The sequence below is a fragment of the Pseudarthrobacter sp. NPDC055928 genome (assembly GCF_042270935.1).
In the GTDB taxonomy this organism is placed as follows: Bacteria; Actinomycetota; Actinomycetes; order Actinomycetales; family Micrococcaceae; genus Arthrobacter.
In genome coordinates, this window is sequence record NZ_JBHJZH010000002.1 from 256,221 (window position 1) to 274,644 (window position 18,424).

Below are 18,424 nucleotides of genomic sequence, written 5' to 3' on the forward strand. Positions count from 1 at the left end.
AGGAGGCCCATCGTGGCGATAACCACCACCCCACTGGGGTTCAAGAAGCCCGATGGGCAGGAACTCGTCCGCGGCGGCGACAACGTCATCGCCGACAACGCACAAAAAGCCGACGACCTGTTAGCCAACATCGCAGGGCGGCTCGCAACCATCGACACCCCGTTCAATATCGGCGAAGACATCGACGGCGTCCCATACTTCTCCCTCGGCACGTCCGGGTACACCCTCCAGGCTGACACCGATGGTGTCCCCTACTACGTCTAAGGAGACACAATGCCACAGCCCACGAATAAGAGGCTCGTTACTGAAGCGGCGGTAGCGGGGCACGTCAACACGGAAGTCACCACACCGGGTACACCCACCGCGCTGGCACTCGGCGCCGCGTACGCCAGTGTCGCATCGGTCGCGGCGAAAGCTGACGCTGCGGCAACGACAGCGGCACTCGCTACCAAAGCAAGCACCGCCGACCTTGCCGCCAAGGCGGGACTGACGGACATCGACGCTTCCCAGCGGCTCAAAGAGGACCGTGCGGACCAGGCGTACAACGCTCTCCGCACCTTCCGCCGCGCACTCCTGACCCGCGACACGGCACCGGTGAACATGTGGCACATCGGTGACAGTATTACCGTGGGCGTCTCCCCGGCCACACTCGCGACCCGCTGGGCGTCCGTGCTGCGGGACCGGTTGCGGCTCGACTTCCCCACGGCTGGCAACCCGGTAGGCGGGTTCGGGTTCTACTCGGCGAACGTCGCCAATAACCCCAACGTGGTCACAACTGGCGGGCTGCTCACCTCACAAGGCAGCTCAGCATTCTCACCCGACTCCTACGTCTGGCGGGCTGTGGCATCCGGTGACAAGCAGGTCTACACGTTCACGGGCACAGGCGCGGACATCATCTACTGGGAAGTAGCGTTCGGCGTTTCGCAGGCGTTCTACTGGAAAGTTGATGGCGGGGCAGCAACCAACGTTGTCACGGACACTGGATACACGGCACCCAAGCGTGTCCAGATAACAGGGCTGACAGCCGGCGTTCACACCATCGAAGTCGGCTGGGCGGCAGGCAACGGCACTACGAGCTACTCGGGCATCTCGGGGATCGTCGCCTACAACGGCGATGAGACTAAGGGCTTCCGGTCGATCGCGGCTGGGATCTCGGGCGGCACCACAGCCACCTGGAACGCTATGGCAACCGGCCCCTACGAAATCGCCAAGCTCTACGCCCCCGACCTCGTAACCATCGGACTCGGCACCAACGACTACGGCGGCACCGTACCCGTCACGGCGGCGACCTACAAAACCAACATCCAGGGCATGATTACCAAGATCAAGGCGCGGACCACCGGCAAAGTCCCATCGTTCGTGATCCTGTTCCCGGCTGAGATCTTCAAGGCATCACCACTGGACCCGTTCAGCGCGTACCGTACAGCAGCCTACGAAATCGCAGCAGCAGACCCCGACAACGTGACCGTACTCGACTGGGGATCACGCCTCAACCCCGTCCCAACGTTCAACTCCACACTCGGCGGACTGCTCCACACCGACTACGTCCACCCCACCGCAACAGGCCACGCCTACATCGCACAGATGGAACAACGGTTCCTGCCCACCGGGGGCTAGATGCCAGAGTCGAGCCACACAGCTTCGGTGCACGCCTCGGAGCATGTCCGGTATCCATTGACGCGGCGGGCATCGTCACGCAGCGGCTTCCGGCAAGTCAGATTGTCGCACTGACCCCGGCTCAGCTTCACGGAAGCATTGAACGAACGGACGGCTTCAAGTAGTTTCCCCATGGAATGAAGTATAGGGGGAACTCAGCTAGTGGGACTTACTGGCAGCCTAAGTAAGCATAAACGCCCCGCCATCTTCGGATGCGCGGGGCGTTTTGTTGTCTCGGTAACATGGGCGGGTGGAATGTTTGGGAGTAAGAGGGCCCTTCTACTAGTCAACCGGTTGCGGGTAAGTCTCTTTCCACTTCTCAAGGTCGGAGGCGTAGAGGTTCGCGGATTCCAGAGCGGCACTCTCCGTTTCGTAAGCTCCTGGTATCCACATGCCACCGAGTGAAACGACATAGTCACCGAAGTCGGTCTTGTGGACATTCACTCGGCTCGTCCCTTTTTCACGGTCTTTGCGGTTCACGTAGATAGCGTAGATGAGAATACATCCAAGCGTGACCGTAAGCCCCGGACCAGCCTTCATGACTGTCTCTTCACCCAAAATGAAGTATGGGATCATGCCGTCTTAGGCTTTCCGCAGTTGTTGCAGATGGCAAGCGGCCAGTTTGCGGGCCGCTCCTCTTTGGGTGGGTAGTGGGTGATCACTTCTTGCCACTCGTGTTTGCAAAAGAGGTAAGCCACCGCGGCTACCCGCCTACGTATCGGGCCCCTCATGCCCGGCACCTAGGGAAGGGCAAGAACTTCCCGAATACGAGCGGTATTGCTTTTTGCTTGCACCGCTGGCATTGCCACAGTTCCCAGCCCCCACCGCCCCCAAGTAAGCTCCAATCGTGCCTCATGCCACTTCCTGCCTGTCGATTCTTGCTTGGATGAGTGGTAAATATTCGGCTTCGCGTTCTATGGCGATGCAGTGGAAGCCTTCGAGGATGCACGCCTCCACCGTTGTGCCGGACCCGGCGAACGGCTCTAACACGGTCCCGCCTTTCGGCGTTACTAGCCGCACGAGCCATCGCATGAGATCGAGGGGCTTCACTGTGGCATGAGTAACCCCGTCAACCTTGGGGCGCTCGCGCGGCGGGGCCTTCGAGACGTAGAAGAACCTAGAAGCTCCCCCGCTGTCACCTTGGACAGCAGGGAAATCTGCGGCCACGCTACCGTTATACCCGAGGCCGGCGTACGTACCAGCCTTTCGACTTCCGCTCTTCGTAACTCCACTCTGCGCGTCAAGTGCGCACGCGGAATACTCGTCCATCATGACGTTCGCGGGCCAACGCCCAGCATCATTCCGTTTCGGCGTAAACTCCTTTCGCTCCGTCCCAATTGCAGTGCTGGCAGACATTGCTGACGGGCTCGCAGAAGAACCCGTCGTCTCCGCAGTGGTAGATGATTCCTTCAGCGCTGTACTTGATTCCCATGATTGGACCTTCCCGGCTAGTGCGCCGATTAATGCAGTTGCCGCGCCTTGTGGTTTGGCTGATTGCTTGTCTGACTCAGATCTGTACTGAATGCGGCACCCGTCGATGTCTAGGGCGCCTGTGCCGTGAATCGCCTCATTGGCGGTCAGCGATCCTTTGAATGGCTTGCGTGCCATAACGATGGGCTCAAACGCTGGCTTCAGCGCGGCCCGGTGCTTCGGGAATCCGGAGCCATACATCCATGCGATGGAGTCGCGGAGCTCAAACCCTGCATCCTCAATGGCTACAGCGAGCCTGTGCCATGTCCTAGTCCCGCCGAACGCCAGCAGGTGTCCGCCTGGTTTGAGTACCCGCAGGCATTCCTCAGCCCATTCCCGCCCCGGCGGCAACGCATCCCATGCTTTACCCATGAACCCGAGCCCGTAAGGCGGGTCGGTGACGATGCTGTCCACCGAGCTATCAGGCATAGTTCGCATCACTTCGACGCAGTCGCCATGGTGTAGTTCGTAAGTCCCCATGCATCTAATGTTACCCGAAATTACCCAACCATGTAAGTACTTTTGGGTATCGTAAACTTCCTATGCGCCGAGTGCCTTTTGGGTGATGCTGGCTTGGGAGAACATGGCGTCGGGCAGGAGGTGGCTGTACCGGTCCATTGTTGTGGTCACGGATTCGTGGCCTAGGCGCCGGGAGAGTTGGAAGATTTCCATGCCGGCGCCGACGAGCCAGGATGCGTGGGTGTGGCGGCAGTCGTGTATGCGTGGCATGTTGCCGACTGTGCCGCGTTTGCCGTCCGTGGTTTGGGTGCTTTTGATGTACCCGGACTTGATCAGTGCGGGTTCCCAACACCTGTTGTAGATCGCCCCTGAACGGATCACCCCGCCCCTCTTGAGGCGGAACACGTAACCGTCCCCGGCAGCCTCCACAAGGGGCCTCACAGCGTCAACGGTGGACGGGGCTAGGGATACTTCACGCCGCGATTTCTTGGTCTTAGGCGGGCCGATGTAGTAGCCCTTGTTCTCGTCTTCTTTCCATGCCTTGGTGACTTTGACGGTTGGTGTGGGGGTGTCGAGTTGGAAGTCCTTCGCCGTGAGTGCTGTTGCTTCCCCGAACCTCAGCCCGGTGCCAACAAGGAAATTGAAGAACGGGCGGTAGTACTCGTCCATGTTCTTCATGATCGTCGCCCACTCAGCCTGTGTCATGAACCGGATGACTTCCTCAGTGTGCGTGGACTTGGGAAGCTTGATCCCTTTGCACGGGTTGTCCGCCCGGTGCCCGTTCACAACAGCAGTCGTCATCGCAGCAGACAACAGCCCGTGGTGGTTGGCGATGGTCTTAGCCTCCATCGGCCCACCGTACCGACCGGGTTTCTTCCGCATCTCGTTGATCCAGGCCGTCACATCAGCACGCGTGATGCCTTTGACAGTGCGGTTGGCGAGGGATCCGAAGTGGTCACGGTACGCAGACCGATACCGCTTCATCTGATACGGGCCAACATCCGTGAGCTGATTCAAATGCTCCTCAAACAACTCCGCGAACGTGATCCCGCCGGCGTCGTGTTCCTCGTAGAGCTTCTCAGCCTGAGTGAAGGATTGCCCATTAGCATCAAGGAGTTTTCTCCATCGTTCGGCTTCGGGTTTGTTGTCGAAGTTCAGTCCGCGGGGTTTGCCGTCCTCACGCCACATCAGCGTGTACGACTCCCTGCCGCTCGCTAGTTTGTTGGTTCGGATACTAGCCACTGTAAGGGTTTCTCGCAGTCTCGACCCCGCGGCCAGCGTCAAGGCCTAGACGCCAAGCGTCTGCCAGCATGTGCGGGGCTGCGGCTTCGAGTGCGGCGGCTAGATACTTTCGTGGGACGTAGGAGCCCATCGCGTCAAGCTGCTCATGCGCCGCCTCAACAGCTTCGTTAGGAATGCTCAAGCTCTGTCCCCTTAGGTCTTTGATGCTTGTGCATCACTCTAATTTTAACAGGTGTGAGTAAACATTAACAGCGTTTGCGTCAACACCAACAAAAAAACCCCCGTAAACACGGGGGTTTTAGAGTGGAGATGGGGGGAATTGAACCCCCGTCCGATGTCGTGTTGTCAGGGCTTCTCCGGGCGCAGTTTGCGTCGGATTTTCTCGGCCCCAGCCATGCTGCAAACAGCTGGCTGATCCGGGCCCAGTCATCTAAGAGTCCCGTTTGCCCCGATGACGGAGGCAAACAGCAGTGGCTATCTAAATGACGCCAGGTTCCGGGGCAATAGCAACCTCGGGCTGACGGACTGTCTTACTGCTTAGGCAGCAAGAGCGAAGTCAGTGCGCTTAGATTCGGCACTTATTGGTTTGCAGACAGCGTTTACGAGATAATTCTGCATCCTCGGCCCGCTTCACCTGTCGCGACTAACATCGTCGAAACCGATCATCCCCGTATTTTGTTATCAAACCCGGCAGGTCAGGTTTTGCGTCCCAATGCCTGCCGGACTACCAATCATAACGCACAGCCGGTGGAAATCATTCCACCCCACGGCGCGCTACCTCCGGTTTCGTTCCCGGATCTCGCGCAGTGCCTCACGGTTGTCCTGCTGCTCACGCAGGCTCTGTCGCTTGTCGTATTCCCGCTTACCGCGGGCGACCCCGATCTCCACCTTGGCACGGCCGTCGACGAAGTACAGCTGGAGCGGGACAATGGTGAACCCGGACTCCCTGATCTTGTGCGAAATCTTGATCAGTTCCTCGCGGTGGAGGAGCAGCTTCCGGCGCCTGCGGGCAGCATGGTTGGTCCAGCTTCCCTGGTTATATTCCGGGATGTGGATGCCCTCCATCCACAACTCGTCGTTGTAGAAGGTGCAGAAGCCATCGACCATGGACGCGTGGCCCTCGCGAAGCGACTTGACCTCTGTTCCCATGAGGGCTATTCCCGCCTCATAGGTGTCCAGCACGTGGTAGTCATGCCGGGCCTTGCGGTTGGTGGCCACAACTTTACGGCCACTTTCTTTGGGCACGGTGGAACTCCTCGGTTCTTGGATCGTCAGTGGCTCCGGCCGTTCCGGCGCGAAGTCATACCAGTGTACGGCAGGCGCGGAGCGGCGTTACAGCAACCGCATCGGATCGACCGCTGCGCCGTTCAGCCAGGTCTCGAAGTGTGCATGGCAGCCTGTGGAGTTCCCTGTGTTGCCCGAGTAGGCAATGAGCTGGCCTTGGGAGACCCTCTGGCCGTTGGAGACGACGATGCTGCTGTTGTGGTAGTAGATGGTGGTCAGGGAATTGCCTTCCATCACACCGTGGGAAAGCTTTACCCGCCATCCGCCGCCGTCGGCTGAGTTCCAGCCCGAGGAAAAGACCTCACCGGCCGCGGCCGCATAGACCGGGGTGCCGCACGCTGCTCCGAAGTCTATGCCGGTATGCATGTAACCGCCGGTGCCGTAGAAGTCGATGGTTCCCGGCGGAGTGGCCCGCCAACCGAAGCCGGACGTGATGGGCACGGAGCCGGCGAAGGGGTGCCGCAGGCCAAACGCCGACGGCGACCCGGTCACCGGAGCGTAGGGCACCTGCGGCGGGGCAGCTTGGCCCGCTGCAGCGGCCGCTGCCGCCGCGGCTGCTGCCGCCGCCTCAGCACGGCGCCGTTGTTCTGCTTCCCAGGCTTCCCGCAGCCTGCGGTCACGCTCGACAATCTCGTTGGCGACTGCGTTCTGGCTGGCCTCGACGGCTGCCAGTTGGCTCTGAATGCCTGGCCGTGCGGCCTGGAGTTCGGCATCCAGCCGGGTGGTGTCGGCGATCAGCTGGTCAACCTGCGCCTTCTTGGCCGCGGCTTCATCGCGGGCCGCCTTTTCCCGCTCGAGCGCCGCGTCGGCCTTGGCTTTCAGGTCCTGGATCTCCGCTTCAACTGCCGCAAGCCGAGCCTGGGAATTGACGTTGGTGGCGTTCTGCTGGGACAGCTTGTCCATGGCCGAGTTTTGGCTGCGCATGGCCTGGTCGGCGAGGTCCATCGTATCGGTCAGGCTCCCGCCTGCGTTGGATCCGAAGAAGAGCGTGAGGTTGGAGGGTACCCCGCCGGACTTGTACGCCTGCGTAGCAATCTGGCCGATCAGCTTCTTTGTGTCCGCTATCTTCTGCTTGTCTGTCTCCAGCTGTTGAGTGATCTTGGCCTTGTTCTGCTGTGCCAAATCCACCCGCGCTGAGAGCGCCTCGACTTCCTTGACGGCACTGGCAACCCTGCCCTGGGCTTCAAGAAGTGCCTGTTGGGCGCCGGGAAGCTGGCCCTGGTAGATCACGAGGTCGCCCGCGGCTTTGGCTATCCGCGAGTCAACGAATTCAAGGGACTGCTGAACCCGGGCGGCCTCGGCTTCGAGGGCGGCCTGCTTGTCTTCCAGTTCGTCGGCGAAAGCTGCCGGCGTTGAAGCGCCCAGGCTTGCCGCCAGGACAAGCGCCAGGACACCGCTAATGATGCCAGCGCGGCGGGGCCGGCGGTTGCCGGTTTTGCCGGGCGCTCGGGAAGTTCGATTCATGCCAGTCATAAGCTTTCCTTGGTCGGTTTGCACAGCCTAAACCCTCAAATATCTGCGCAAGGTCAAGAGAGACGAAATTCCTGCCAAGGATCCGCCAAGGATCAGCAAGGCAGGCGCAAGGATGAGTGTCTGCGCCGGCGAGATGAAGGCCGTGTCCGGGTACTGCTTGGACAGGTACTCCCCCAGGAAGAAGTGCGCCACGGCCCACAGCGTTCCGGACGCCAGCGCAGCGCCGATCACAGCAGCAATGACACCTTCGAGGATGAACGGCAGCTGGATGACTGTTTTGGAGGCGCCCACGAGGCGCATGATGCCCGTTTCGCGGCGTCGGCTGAACGCCGAGAGGCGGATAGTGGTAGCGATCAGGAGGATGGCACAGACAATCATGACGCCCGCGACGCTGACAGCCACGAGGGAAGCGGCATTCATGGCGGAGAAGAGCCGTTCCAGCAACTGGCGCTGGTCGATAACAGTCTCGACGCCGGGCTGGGACGAAAAGGTCTCGCTGATGATCTGGTACTTCTCCGGATCCTTCATGTTGATCCGGAAGGAGGCCGGAAGCTGGTCCGGCGTGACAGAGTCAACAATCGGGGAATTGGAGAACTGGTCCTTGAAGTGCTTGTAAGCCTCTTCCTTGGACTCAAACTGGAAATCGTTGATGTACTGAGCCACCGCCGGTGACTCCAGGAGGCTTTGCAGGTTGTCCTGCTGCTCCGGAGTGACCGGGCCGGCGGCGCACCCGGCGGCCGTCGAACCGTCACTGCAAAGGAAGATCGCTACCTGGACCTTGTCGTACCAGTAGCCCTTCATCTGGTTTATCTGCAGCTGGAGCATCCCGGCTGCGCCAACGAAGGTCAGGGAAACAAAGGTCACCAGGATGACGGAAACGACCATGGTCACGTTCCGCCGCAGGCCGCTGCCGATCTCACCGAGGATAAAAGCGAGCCTCATCGCTGTCCCTCCCCTGAGCCTTCGCGGTGTCCTTCAGGGCTGGCAGGCGGTGGCTCCTCCCGGCCGCTGGCGTCCTTGAGCCGCCGCGACTGGCCAACAACCGGGATCATGGAAGTGTAGAGGGCCTTCGCTTCATCGCGGATGACTACGCCGTTCTTCAACTCCACTACGCGCTTGCGCATCTCATTAACGATGTCGTCATCGTGCGTGGCCATTACTACTGTGGTGCCATTCTGGTTGATCTTGTCCAGCACACCCATGATGCCCATTGACGTCGTGGGATCCAGGTTTCCCGTCGGCTCGTCCGCCAGGAGGATGCCCGGCCGGTTAACCACCGCACGGGCAATGGCCACGCGCTGCTGCTCGCCGCCGGAGAGTTCGTGCGGGAGCCGGTTTTCCTTACCTTCGAGCCCCACTGTCTTGAGTACCTCGGGTACCGTGTCCCGGATGACGCTGCGACTCTTGCCGATGACCTGCATTGCGAAGGCGACGTTGGCGAAGACGTTTTTCTGCGGCAGGAGACGGAAGTCCTGGAAGACGACGCCGATGCCGCGGCGGAGACGGGGCACCCGCCAGCTTGAGATCTTGGCGACGTTCTGCCCGGCCACGTAGACGGCCCCGGACGAGGCGCGGTCCTCTTTCAACACCAGCCGCAGGAAGGTGGATTTTCCGGATCCGGAAGCGCCTACGAGGAAGGCGAACTCGCCACGGTCGATCTCCAGGTTGACAGAATCCAGCGCGGGCCGTGCCTGCTGGTCGTAGACCTTGGTGACATTTTCGAATCGGATCATGACCCTAAGTACCCTGCAGGCACGGCTGATCGTTACGCAGCCCAGATCTGCAGCCGGTGCGCGGGCTTCTGTTTGGGGGAAGTAGAGCTCCGGCTCCTCGACTATACGCAGCCGCGGCGCCGTATTTAGGGGCTTCCGGGGGCGTGTCGCGCGATCAGTCCCTCGGGGACTGCCGGACAGCTACTTTTCGGCGTTGCGGTTGTCAGTACGCCACCGGATGCCGGCGTCGATGAAGTCATCGATCTCGCCGTCGAAAACCGCTGACGTGTTGCCGACTTCGTGGTCGGTCCGCAGGTCCTTGACCATCTGGTACGGATTCAGGACGTACGAGCGCATCTGGTCGCCCCAGGATGCCTTGACATCCCCGGCAAACGCCTTCTTTTCGGCGTCCTCCTGCTCCTTCTTCAGGAGCAGGAGCCTTGACTGGAGGACCCGCATCGCAGCCGCGCGGTTCTGTAGCTGGGACTTTTCATTCTGCATCGACACCACCGTGCCGGTAGGGATGTGGGTCAGGCGGACAGCAGAGTCCGTGGTGTTGACCGACTGTCCGCCGGGGCCCGAGGACCGGAAAACGTCCACGCGGATCTCGTTGTCAGGAATGTCGATGGAGTCAGTTTGTTCGATGAGTGGGATCACTTCGACGGCGGCAAAGGAGGTCTGGCGCCGGCCCTGGTTGTCGAAGGGGCTGATCCGTACCAGGCGATGGGTGCCGGCCTCCACGCTCAGAGTTCCGAAGGCGTAAGGTGCCTTGACCTCAAAAGTGGCGGACTTCAGCCCGGCTTCCTCGGCGTAGGAAGTGTCCATAACAGTGGTCGGGTAACCGTGCCGCTCCGCCCAGCGCAGGTACATCCGCATCAGCATCTCGGCGAAATCAGCTGCATCAACCCCGCCGGCTCCCGCACGGATTGACACTACCGCTTCACGTTCGTCGTATTCGCCGGAGAGCAGCGTGACGATTTCGAGCTCCTTCAGTGCCTTCCTGATGGATTCGAGTTCCGCAGCCGCTTCGCCCATGGAATCAGCGTCGTCCTCGTCCTGACCGAGCTCCACAAGGACTTCGAGGTCGTCAATCCGCGAGGCCAGAGTGTTGAGCCGCTCCAGTTCCGACTGGCGGTGGGAGAGCCGGGACGTGATTTTCTGGGCAGCAGCAGGGTCATCCCACAGGTTCGGTTCGCCGGCCCGCTCGCTGAGTTCAGCGATGTCTTCCTTCAGAGCCTCAACATCGCTGACTCGCTCGATGGAGGTGTAGGTGGCGCGAAGGGCGCGGATTTCTGCGGAAAAATCAATATTGGCCATGGTTGTTTAAGCCTACGCTATCCGGCCGGAGGCCCCGACTCCCCGCCGCAGGTCACCGCGTAAGCCGGGAACGGGCCGTGGAGGAAGCTTCGATCCTGATTCCGTCGGGCATGAGGAAATTCACCACTGGCGGATGGACGGCAGAGGTGAGGACAACGACGGCGGTGGAGCCCTCGGGACTGCCTGTCGCCGGGGCGACGTCCAAGCGGTCGAAACGCGCCGCGGCTGGATTTCTGCCGATGAAGTCGCGGGCAACGTTCCTGACGCGTTCGGAACCGAGGACAGTGGAGGGACCGCCGTCGTCGGATCCAACATCACCCAGGGTGAAGCTGTCGGCCGCGGCCAGGGACGCTCCGTCGGCCAGGGACAGGAGACGCTTATGCTCCAGGTAGACACTGGAGATGCCGACGACGACAGTGGCCACCAAGAGTGCCAGCAGGACATATCCGATGATGAGGACAATCATCTGGCCGTCCTCCCGGGCATTCTTTGCCTTCACCGGAACCTGCCAACCAGTTGGGTCGAAGATGCTTCGACGTTGCTGGCGTTGAGCCTGAACTCGTCACTGAACGGCACAAACGGCAGAGGCACCATCAAACTGACGGTCACGGTCACCGCCGTTCCGGCCGCCTGGCAGGCAGACGGGTCACAACTCGTCGTTACTTGGGCGTTGTCGGCAGGATGACCGTAATCTGCGAGGGCAACCAGGGCCGCCTGCTCGGCCGCGCGCTGCGCCGAGGCAGGGTCAGGCTGGGCGACATACACTTTTGCGGCCTGGTCGGCCGCCCCAACGACGGCAAAGGATCCGCCCTGTATTTGGCCCATAGTAATGATGAAGTACACGAGCGGAACCATCAGAAGCAGCGCGAGGAACGTAAATTCCACCACTGCGCTCCCCTGTTCGCGGATGGCTCTGGTGTTGTCGTCCGGTGGCGGAGCGGTCGTGGCCGGGAGGCCACACGCGAACCTCAGCCTTCGGACTACGGCCGAATGGATGGCTTCACGGCTGGACAGCGGCATGGCCCTTGACTTCCAACATGTCCCGGGGCCCGATCAATCCGATAACCGGCATGGGGGCCTTGATGGTCACTTCCAGCGTCCGGAGGCCTTGGAAGGTCACTTCGGAGGTGCTGATATCGCGGGCGAACTCCTCGTTAAGTGCCATTCCAACCAGCGCCCCGGCGCGCTCCTGGGCATCGGCGGCGCCCCTGTCTGCCAAGGTGCCGTAACGGGCGCCTGATGCCGCGGCGTCGATCAGGGTATTTCGGACGTGGAGGACCAAGGTGAGTTGGATGATGGCCAGGAAAAACATGCTGAGCAGGCCACCCACCAGGACGAAGTCCACCACGGCCGAACCGCGTTCGCCCGGTGACGCACCCCTGAAACGGCCTTGTACTGCAACGGGACTGCCGCCGCGGAGACGGTCCCGCCCAAGGCGTCGGGGCATGGTCAGTTTCCGACCCTGTCCATGGCCTGGTTGAACATCGACTCCAAAGCCGGACCCGCCAAAGCCAGCAACGCTGCCACGAGGACCGCCGACATCAGTGTGATCATCACCCAGCCAGGGACGTCGCCACGCTCAGGGTGTTCGGATGCTGCGTAGCTTCGCCCGGCGGGCAGCGCCCCGTACGGCTGCAGGCTTATCCGAGCTAAGCACCAGATGCCGGCCACGATGCCCAAAAGCTGCAATCCGATGCGCAATCCCAAGTTTTTCATCTTTCGTCCTATTCAGTAGTCGCGTTCTCAAAGCCGGCAGCCCGGCTGGTTATGGTTGCCCAGCGAGGCCGCTTATAAGCCAAGGCTGATGGCTGCAATGCCGGGGTAAACAGCGAAGATCACGGTCAAGGGCAGGACACCGAAAACGAGCGGCACCATCATCCCAATCTCTTTTCTACCGGCCGACTCCATAAGGTTCCGTTTGGCCGTATCCCGGACATCCTGGGCTTGGGCCCGGAGTACGTCCGCCAACGGGGTCCCCCGTTCCACGGCCACGATAATGCCGTCAACGAACCGGATCAGCGGACCCAGGTCGGTTCGGGCGGAAAACCCTTGCATGGCCTCCACGAGTGGCCTGCCGGCCCGGGTTTCGGCCAGGATCCGGGAGAACTCCTTGGCCAGTTCCCCGTGCGCGCTGCGGCAGACGCGGTCCAGCGCGCCGGTGGCGCTTTCGCCGGCACCGACCGCGAGCGCCATCAACTCGGCCAGGCTGGGGAACTCAGCCATCATCCGGGCTTCCCGGTTCCTGATCTGGATCCCAAGCCAATAGTCGCGGAACAGAAACCCGCCGAACCCGCTCCCAACGACCGCGAGGACCGCCAGCAATGGACTGAAACGGCCCGCTAGGGCACCGAGGACCACCAACGACAGCGAGAGGCTGAAGGCTGCCGCAGCCCAGAGCAGTTGCTCAGCCCGGAAGTCGAGCAGAGGTTTGTTGATGCCTGCCTGGGCGAGCCGTCGTGCAAGGCCCTTGGATCCCAGGTTCAGCCCGCCCAGCGCAGCGAAGCCGTCGCGGATCAGGGGCCTCATAATGCGTTCCAGCGGGCCGAACGGTGTGACGTTCTGGTCCCCCGCTGCGCGCAGCAGCCTTGACTCAAGGTTTTGTGACTTCAGCTGCGGTTCAATGCGTTCGGCCAGTGTAGTGGCGCGCATCATCGGCAATCGAACGAAGACCAGCCACAGTCCCACTCCGAGGACGATTCCGCAGATGGTGGCCGCGGCCTGAGAGCCCGTCATCTGAGAACCCTTTCGTCCGGTGGGAGGGCGCCAATCCTCAGCATCAGCGAATAGCAGACAAGGGACACAACAAGGCCGCCCAGCAAAACAGCGACACCCACCGGCGTGTTGTACGCCTGGACCGCCTCTGGCCTCGTGGCCAGAAGCAGCATAACGATCCAGGGAGCAGCAACCGCCAGCCTGGCTGCGTTGATGGTCCACGACTGGCGGGCCTCAAGCTCACTTCGTGTGCGGGCGTTTTCCCGCAGGAACTCCGCAAGCGTGCTGAGCAGTTTCCCCAGGTCCGCGCCTCCGACTTCGCGCGTCAGCCGCAGTGCTTCCACGATCCGGTCAGCCACGGGATCGGCCAGCCGGTCCTTGAGTTTGTTCAGCGCGGCATCAAACTGGCCTCCGGCGCGGTAGTCCGAGCCGAAGTCCCTGAAGACGTACCGCAGTTCCTCGGGACCCTTCTCCCCGAGCTGGATGAGGGCCTCCGGCAGTGACAGTCCCGCCCGGATAGCGGATCTGAGGTGGTCCACGACGTCCGGCCACAACTGACGGAGCAGCGCCGTTCTCTTCCTGGCACGCCAGCGGATCACGCTGACCGGAAGCCAGGCACCGAAGAGGCCGAAGCACGCCGCCATCGGCCACGAGCGGCTGACGGCGAAGAATACGAGCGCCACAAAAAGGCCCAGTCCAAGGCAACTGGCCACCAAACCGGCCGCCGAGACTCTCTCAATACCGGCGGACGCCAGAAGGTCTTCCAGCCGGTTTGATCTGGCCGGCCGGGCGGCCGGTTGCGGATTCTCCCAACACGACCACCAAATAAGAAAGAACCCAGCGCCGGCAACTACCCCCATGAGTGGTGCCATCAGTGCGGTTCCAGCAGCGCCGCGACGTCGTAGCCGGCGCGCGCAAATTTCTCAGCTGCCGGCATGGAGTTGGCCCGTGGCTGGAGCAACCCATCGTCCATACCGAAAACCATCGACGACTCGATAACGCCGTTTTCGACTCTTCTCCCCAGCGACAGTACTTCGGTGACCTGGCGGCGCCCGTTGGCCTGGCGGCTGCAATGGACAACCAAGTCGATGCAGGATGCGACCGTGGGTACAACAAACGCCGACGAGATGTTCTCACCGGCAAGCAGCGGAAGGGTACAGATCTTGGTCACTGCGTCATGGGCCGAGTTCGCATGGACAGTGCACATCCCGGGAAGTCCGGAATTCAAGGCAATCAACATGTCCAGGCTCTCAGCCTCCCGGACCTCCCCCACCACCAGCCGGTCCGGACGCATCCGCAGCGCTTCTTTCACCAGCCGGCGCAGCGGTATCTCGCCCTGGCCTTCCAGGTTGGGCTGACGGCACTGCAGGCCCACGACATCACGTAGCGGAAATTGAAGTTCAAAGATCTCCTCTACGGTGACCACCCGCTCCCTGCTACCGATGCTCGCGGCCAGGCAGTTCAGCATGGTGGTTTTTCCGGCCTGCGTAGCGCCGGACACAAGGATGTTCAGCCCACTTGCGACGGCCGCCCCCAGGAACCGTGCCGACTGCGGCGTCAGCGTGCCGAGCTCAACCAGGTGCTCGAGCCTGCTCGCCTTCACGACAAACTTCCGGATATTCACTGCCCAGTGCCGGCGCGTTACATCCGGTATGACTACGTGCAGCCTTGATCCATCCGGAAGGGCGGCGTCCACGAATGGCGACGACATGTCCAGGCGGCGGCCAGAGCTCTTCAGCATCCGTTCCACCAGGTCGCGGACCTGTTGGTCTGAAAGGCTCAGGGATGTCAGCTCGGATTCACCATTCCGTGCCACATAGATTTCGTTCGGGGCGTTGAGCCAAATTTCCTCGATGGTGGGATCATCCAGCAGAGGCTGAAGGACCCCGAACCCTGCAACAGCATCGAAAACAAACTTGCGCGCCGTCTCAAGCGGACCGATCGGAGGAAGTGGCCCCACGAGAGCCCGTTCGTCGTAGTCGGTGACAGCAGCCTCAACCAGCCGACGGACCTCTCCGGCCTGCCGCGATGGGTCCAGGCCACGACGTCGGATCAGCTCGCGGACTTCGTCCTCCACGATTTGCACAGCGTCCATATGATTCCCCCATACAACTGCCGCCCCCAGCGGAGCAGTGTAACTGAGGTACAGCCTAGGCACCCTACACCATACGACCAAGTCATATTGTGAAGATGTGGAAAACCCGGTCAGGCCCAGCGCTGACCATGCCGTGGGCTCCGGCAAAGTAGGCTAGGCCGAGGAAGTGCGGGCCTGACTGGCCCCGGTCCGCCGTGTGCGGAGAATCTGAACGAAGAGGAAATACAGCATTGAGACCACTCTCGATCCGGTCCTTCGCCATGACGGCCGCGTTGGCAGCCTCCCTGGCAGGTTGCGCGGTGCCGCAATCCGAGGCCCCCGTGCGCGGCGCACTGACCGCAATCGGAACGCCTGCCCAGGGCGCGCCGATCTCGGCATGGCGCAGCGGCTGGATGAAGGAATTTCCCGAGACTTCGCTCAACTACTCACCCGATGGTCCGCGCGTTGGAGTGGACGCGCTCATCACCGGCCAGGCCTACTTCGCTGCCACCGACACCCCGCTGACCAGCGAGGATGTGGAGAAATCTAGGGACGCCTGCGGGCCTGACGGCGCATTCTCGGTCCCCGTAGCCGTCATCCCGATCGGCGTGATGTTCAACCTTCCCAGTGTCAAAAACCTGAAACTGAACTCCGAGACGCTGTCTGGAATCTTCAGCGGGCGGATCACCAACTGGGAAGACCCGGAGATTGCAAGGCTCAACCCGGAGTCAGAGTTTCCCGACCAGGACATCGTTCCCATCAGGGCGGAAGAAGCGTCCCCGTTGACGGCTGCTGTCACTGACTATTTGACTCCGGCTGGATGGCCTGCCCGGGCCGACCGGAGCTGGCCGGAGCCGGCCGGAGACGTAACGGTCAAGAAGTACGACGCAGTACCCCGGAAAGTCGACGACACGGCAGGCTCCATAGCCTTCGTCGACCGGGCAGGAATCGGGTCCGGTTTCGACACTGCACTGCTCGACTTCGGAACAGGATTCGTCAGAATGAGCGACGACAGCCTCAGCAAGTCCATCGCAGCGGGAACCACCGGCACCGGTCCGGGGGAAAGCGTCACATTCGCCGTCGACAACACCGCCGCTTCCGGTTATGGCCTCGCAACAGTGACCTACCAGGCCTACTGCAGCAGTTACGCGAATCCTTCCCTGACCACGCTTGTGAAATCCTGGGGCAACTATGTCCTCAGCGGAGGCGGACAAGGCAACTCCGCCCGGTTCGCCGGCGTTTCCACCCTTAGCGAGAAGGCACTGACCATGGCCAAGTCCCGCGTCGACGACATCACATCCGTCGAATGAGCGCACAACTCAGGCCGGGCATGACGCCCCACGGTCCGTCCTCAGGCAAGGCAGGCATGACACACATCGTCCCGGGAACACCCGCTGATCAAACCACCCGCACGAGACCAGCGGCCAAGACCTTTTTCCGGGTTTTTGCGCTGTTGTCAGGGCTGATGGTGCTTTGGGCACTGGCCACTCCCCTCATGGCCTACCCCGACGAGCCGGTGCACACCATCAAAGCCGCCGCCGTCGCGCGCGGACAGATCGCGCCGGAGGCGGGGAAGTCGTTCGGTCACGGCCTCCATGTACAAGTGCCCTCCTACATTGCCAACCTCCAGGCGCAGACCTGCTTTGCGTTCCACCGTGACCGGTCAGCCGGGTGCGCCCCTGGGGTCCCTGCCGATGACAACTACTTGACGATCGGCGTGACATCCGCAGGCCTGTACAACCCGATGTACTACTGGCTCGTGGGGCTCCCCAGCCTGTTCATGTCCGGAGCGCCTGCGGTTTTCGCCATGCGCATTCTGAGTGCGCTGCTCTCCGCCGCGTTCTACGCAGCAGGCTTCACCGCCCTCAGCCGGCTGCGGCATCCAAAGTGGCCCATGGCGGCCGCGGCAGTGGCAACGACACCCATGGTTCTCTTCCTGGCGAGCGGCATCAACCCCAATTCCCTGGAAGTGGCTGCGACCATGGCCGCCTTCTGCGGCTTCCTCGTGGTTTTGGAGAACTCAAGCCAACTGAGGGTCGTGCGTCCAGCGGTGATTACCGTGGCGGTGTCAATCATCGCCTTGGCCAATACCAGGGCGGTGTCGCTCGTTTGGCTGCTGTGCGCCGTCGTCGTCGCTTGTGTTTTTTACCGTTGGAAAGACTTTCTCGTGTTATTCCGCAACAGGGTGGTCCTCATGGCCGTGGGTGTGGCAGCAGTCGGGGTGGCCCTGGGCATGGCCTGGAACCTGTTGATCCTCAACGCACCGCCCTCAGCGGGAGAGGCGCCGCCGGGAATTTCAAATGTCACCGGTGACGATGTCCGGCCGTACAACGCCTTCCTCACCATGCTTGACCGGTCCTTCGACTACGTCATCCAGTACGTCGGCGTTGTGGGCTGGCTTGACACCCCCATGCCCCAGGCTGTCCTGATGTTCTGGAACATGTTGCTGATGCTCGCGATCCTGATGGTCTTCCTGGTCAGGCACTGGCGCCTGCGCCTGGGGTTCCTTGCCGCCCTGGCAGCATTGCTGCTGGTTCCGTCCGTGATGCAGGCCGGACTCGTGGCAAGCGTGGGGTTCATCTGGCAGGGCCGATATAGCTTGCCTCTGTTCCTGATAGCGGTCATCGCGGCGGGCATGGCGTTCCGGTTCCGGCACTTTCCACAAAGCCGGCCTTCCCAGGCGATGACACGGCTCCTGCTCCTCGCTGGTGCCATCGCCCACGTCTACGGGTTCCTGTTTGTGCTGCGCCGGTACGTTGTAGGTCTGCCGGATAAGGGGAACTGGCAGACGATGATCACTGTTCCGGGATGGCAGCCACCCTTCACCTGGGAGGTCCTGACCCTCGTTTACGCCGTCACGGTCCTGATTGGTGCGGGCATGCTGTTCGGCTACCTTCACCCGGGCGGCACCCTGCTGTCGATGCCAGGGTCGCTGGCCCGGCTTTCGTTCCGGCAGAAGGGCCCCCAGTCTGCGAACGGCCAGGCGGTTGCGCGGGCAGACTCCACAAAACCCTGACAACACCCT

At 61.7% G+C, this 18,424-nt stretch carries 19 protein-coding genes and 1 other RNA gene; 4 read left to right on the top strand and 16 right to left on the bottom strand.

Annotation, left to right across the window (positions count from 1 at the left end; all coding sequences use genetic code 11):
- The first annotated feature begins 12 nt into the window (after positions 1–12).
- Complete coding sequence (locus ACFC25_RS04440; RefSeq protein WP_376044268.1) at positions 13–264, top strand: hypothetical protein; 252 nt, start codon at positions 13–15, stop codon at positions 262–264.
- Between the two features lie 9 nt (positions 265–273).
- Positions 274–1,617 (top strand): SGNH/GDSL hydrolase family protein, encoded by a 1,344-nt coding sequence (locus tag ACFC25_RS04445; RefSeq protein WP_376044270.1) that lies wholly within the window; start codon positions 274–276, stop codon positions 1,615–1,617.
- Between the two features lie 321 nt (positions 1,618–1,938).
- On the opposite strand, the gene ACFC25_RS04450 is transcribed toward ACFC25_RS04445, so the two are convergent.
- From ACFC25_RS04450 to ACFC25_RS04525, 16 genes are all read right to left on the bottom strand, one after another.
- Positions 1,939–2,232 (bottom strand): hypothetical protein, encoded by a 294-nt coding sequence (locus tag ACFC25_RS04450; protein WP_376044272.1) that lies wholly within the window; start codon positions 2,230–2,232, stop codon positions 1,939–1,941.
- Positions 2,233–2,508: 276 nt separating this feature from the next.
- A complete protein-coding gene (locus ACFC25_RS04455; protein ID WP_376044274.1) occupies positions 2,509–3,606 on the bottom strand; it encodes a DNA-methyltransferase in 1,098 nt (365 codons plus the stop codon).
- Between the two features lie 60 nt (positions 3,607–3,666).
- Entirely contained in the window at positions 3,667–4,869 is a 1,203-nt protein-coding gene (locus ACFC25_RS04460; RefSeq protein ID WP_376044276.1) for a tyrosine-type recombinase/integrase, read from the bottom strand.
- 259 nt (positions 4,870–5,128) lie between these two features.
- Positions 5,129–5,497, bottom strand: a transfer-messenger RNA (tmRNA) gene (gene ssrA, locus ACFC25_RS04465).
- A gap of 104 nt (positions 5,498–5,601) precedes the next feature.
- Entirely contained in the window at positions 5,602–6,072 is a 471-nt protein-coding gene (smpB, locus tag ACFC25_RS04470) for an SsrA-binding protein SmpB (RefSeq protein ID WP_066292645.1), read from the bottom strand.
- 87 nt (positions 6,073–6,159) lie between these two features.
- Entirely contained in the window at positions 6,160–7,575 is a 1,416-nt protein-coding gene (locus ACFC25_RS04475; RefSeq protein ID WP_376044359.1) for a peptidoglycan DD-metalloendopeptidase family protein, read from the bottom strand.
- Positions 7,576–7,611: 36 nt separating this feature from the next.
- On the bottom strand, positions 7,612–8,526 hold the full coding sequence (gene ftsX / locus ACFC25_RS04480; RefSeq protein ID WP_337345804.1) for a permease-like cell division protein FtsX: 915 nt from the start codon (positions 8,524–8,526) through the stop codon (positions 7,612–7,614).
- Complete coding sequence (gene ftsE, locus ACFC25_RS04485) at positions 8,523–9,317, bottom strand: cell division ATP-binding protein FtsE (protein WP_337345803.1); 795 nt, start codon at positions 9,315–9,317, stop codon at positions 8,523–8,525. Before ftsE ends, ftsX begins: the two co-directional genes overlap by 4 nt.
- Before the next feature lie 180 nt (positions 9,318–9,497).
- Positions 9,498–10,613: a peptide chain release factor 2 gene (prfB, locus tag ACFC25_RS04490; RefSeq protein ID WP_337345802.1), complete on the bottom strand. Its 1,116-nt coding sequence runs from the start codon at positions 10,611–10,613 to the stop codon at positions 9,498–9,500.
- Between the two features lie 52 nt (positions 10,614–10,665).
- Positions 10,666–11,079 carry a pilus assembly protein TadG-related protein gene (locus ACFC25_RS04495; protein WP_376044360.1) on the bottom strand — a complete coding sequence of 138 codons (414 nt, stop codon included), beginning with the start codon at positions 11,077–11,079 and terminating at the stop codon, positions 10,666–10,668.
- 29 nt (positions 11,080–11,108) lie between these two features.
- Complete coding sequence (locus tag ACFC25_RS04500; protein WP_376044278.1) at positions 11,109–11,633, bottom strand: hypothetical protein; 525 nt, start codon at positions 11,631–11,633, stop codon at positions 11,109–11,111.
- The gene (locus ACFC25_RS04505; protein WP_376044361.1) at positions 11,614–11,925 is read right to left on the bottom strand and encodes a TadE/TadG family type IV pilus assembly protein; all 312 of its coding nucleotides are present in this window, start codon (positions 11,923–11,925) and stop codon (positions 11,614–11,616) included. The genes ACFC25_RS04500 and ACFC25_RS04505 overlap by 20 nt, the downstream gene beginning before the upstream one ends.
- A 137-nt stretch (positions 11,926–12,062) precedes the next feature.
- Positions 12,063–12,329 carry a hypothetical protein gene (locus ACFC25_RS04510; protein WP_376044280.1) on the bottom strand — a complete coding sequence of 89 codons (267 nt, stop codon included), beginning with the start codon at positions 12,327–12,329 and terminating at the stop codon, positions 12,063–12,065.
- Positions 12,330–12,401: 72 nt separating this feature from the next.
- Positions 12,402–13,346, bottom strand: a complete 945-nt coding sequence (locus ACFC25_RS04515; RefSeq protein WP_376044281.1) for a type II secretion system F family protein — start codon at positions 13,344–13,346, stop codon at positions 12,402–12,404.
- On the bottom strand, positions 13,343–14,197 hold the full coding sequence (locus tag ACFC25_RS04520; protein WP_376044283.1) for a type II secretion system F family protein: 855 nt from the start codon (positions 14,195–14,197) through the stop codon (positions 13,343–13,345). Before ACFC25_RS04520 ends, ACFC25_RS04515 begins: the two co-directional genes overlap by 4 nt.
- The gene (locus ACFC25_RS04525) at positions 14,197–15,420 is read right to left on the bottom strand and encodes a CpaF family protein (protein ID WP_376044285.1); all 1,224 of its coding nucleotides are present in this window, start codon (positions 15,418–15,420) and stop codon (positions 14,197–14,199) included. The genes ACFC25_RS04520 and ACFC25_RS04525 overlap by 1 nt, the downstream gene beginning before the upstream one ends.
- A gap of 230 nt (positions 15,421–15,650) precedes the next feature.
- On the opposite strand from ACFC25_RS04525, the gene ACFC25_RS04530 reads away from it, so the two are divergent.
- Together ACFC25_RS04530 and ACFC25_RS04535 are read left to right on the top strand one after the other, a co-directional pair.
- Positions 15,651–16,709, top strand: coding sequence for a substrate-binding domain-containing protein (locus tag ACFC25_RS04530; RefSeq protein WP_376044286.1), 1,059 nt, complete (start codon positions 15,651–15,653; stop codon positions 16,707–16,709).
- Complete coding sequence (locus tag ACFC25_RS04535) at positions 16,706–18,415, top strand: DUF2142 domain-containing protein (protein WP_337350996.1); 1,710 nt, start codon at positions 16,706–16,708, stop codon at positions 18,413–18,415. Before ACFC25_RS04530 ends, ACFC25_RS04535 begins: the two co-directional genes overlap by 4 nt.
- Positions 18,416–18,424 lie beyond the last annotated feature (9 nt).

Bases quoted from the DNA above. Each gene is read 5' to 3' on its own strand.
- ACFC25_RS04445 (WP_376044270.1), top strand. From the start codon at position 274: ATGCCACAGCCCACGAATAAGAGGCTCGTTACTGAAGCGGCGGTAGCG.
- ACFC25_RS04450 (WP_376044272.1), bottom strand. From the start codon at position 2,232: ATGATCCCATACTTCATTTTGGGTGAAGAGACAGTCATGAAGGCTGGT.
- ACFC25_RS04455 (WP_376044274.1), bottom strand. From the start codon at position 3,606: ATGGGGACTTACGAACTACACCATGGCGACTGCGTCGAAGTGATGCGA.
- ACFC25_RS04475 (WP_376044359.1), bottom strand. From the start codon at position 7,575: ATGAATCGAACTTCCCGAGCGCCCGGCAAAACCGGCAACCGCCGGCCC.
- ftsX (WP_337345804.1), bottom strand. From the start codon at position 8,526: ATGAGGCTCGCTTTTATCCTCGGTGAGATCGGCAGCGGCCTGCGGCGG.
- ftsE (WP_337345803.1), bottom strand. From the start codon at position 9,317: ATGATCCGATTCGAAAATGTCACCAAGGTCTACGACCAGCAGGCACGG.
- prfB (WP_337345802.1), bottom strand. From the start codon at position 10,613: ATGGCCAATATTGATTTTTCCGCAGAAATCCGCGCCCTTCGCGCCACC.
- ACFC25_RS04495 (WP_376044360.1), bottom strand. From the start codon at position 11,079: ATGATTGTCCTCATCATCGGATATGTCCTGCTGGCACTCTTGGTGGCC.
- ACFC25_RS04500 (WP_376044278.1), bottom strand. From the start codon at position 11,633: ATGCCGCTGTCCAGCCGTGAAGCCATCCATTCGGCCGTAGTCCGAAGG.
- ACFC25_RS04505 (WP_376044361.1), bottom strand. From the start codon at position 11,925: ATGTTTTTCCTGGCCATCATCCAACTCACCTTGGTCCTCCACGTCCGA.
- ACFC25_RS04510 (WP_376044280.1), bottom strand. From the start codon at position 12,329: ATGAAAAACTTGGGATTGCGCATCGGATTGCAGCTTTTGGGCATCGTG.
- ACFC25_RS04515 (WP_376044281.1), bottom strand. From the start codon at position 13,346: ATGACGGGCTCTCAGGCCGCGGCCACCATCTGCGGAATCGTCCTCGGA.
- ACFC25_RS04520 (WP_376044283.1), bottom strand. From the start codon at position 14,197: ATGGCACCACTCATGGGGGTAGTTGCCGGCGCTGGGTTCTTTCTTATT.
- ACFC25_RS04525 (WP_376044285.1), bottom strand. From the start codon at position 15,420: ATGGACGCTGTGCAAATCGTGGAGGACGAAGTCCGCGAGCTGATCCGA.
- ACFC25_RS04535 (WP_337350996.1), top strand. From the start codon at position 16,706: ATGAGCGCACAACTCAGGCCGGGCATGACGCCCCACGGTCCGTCCTCA.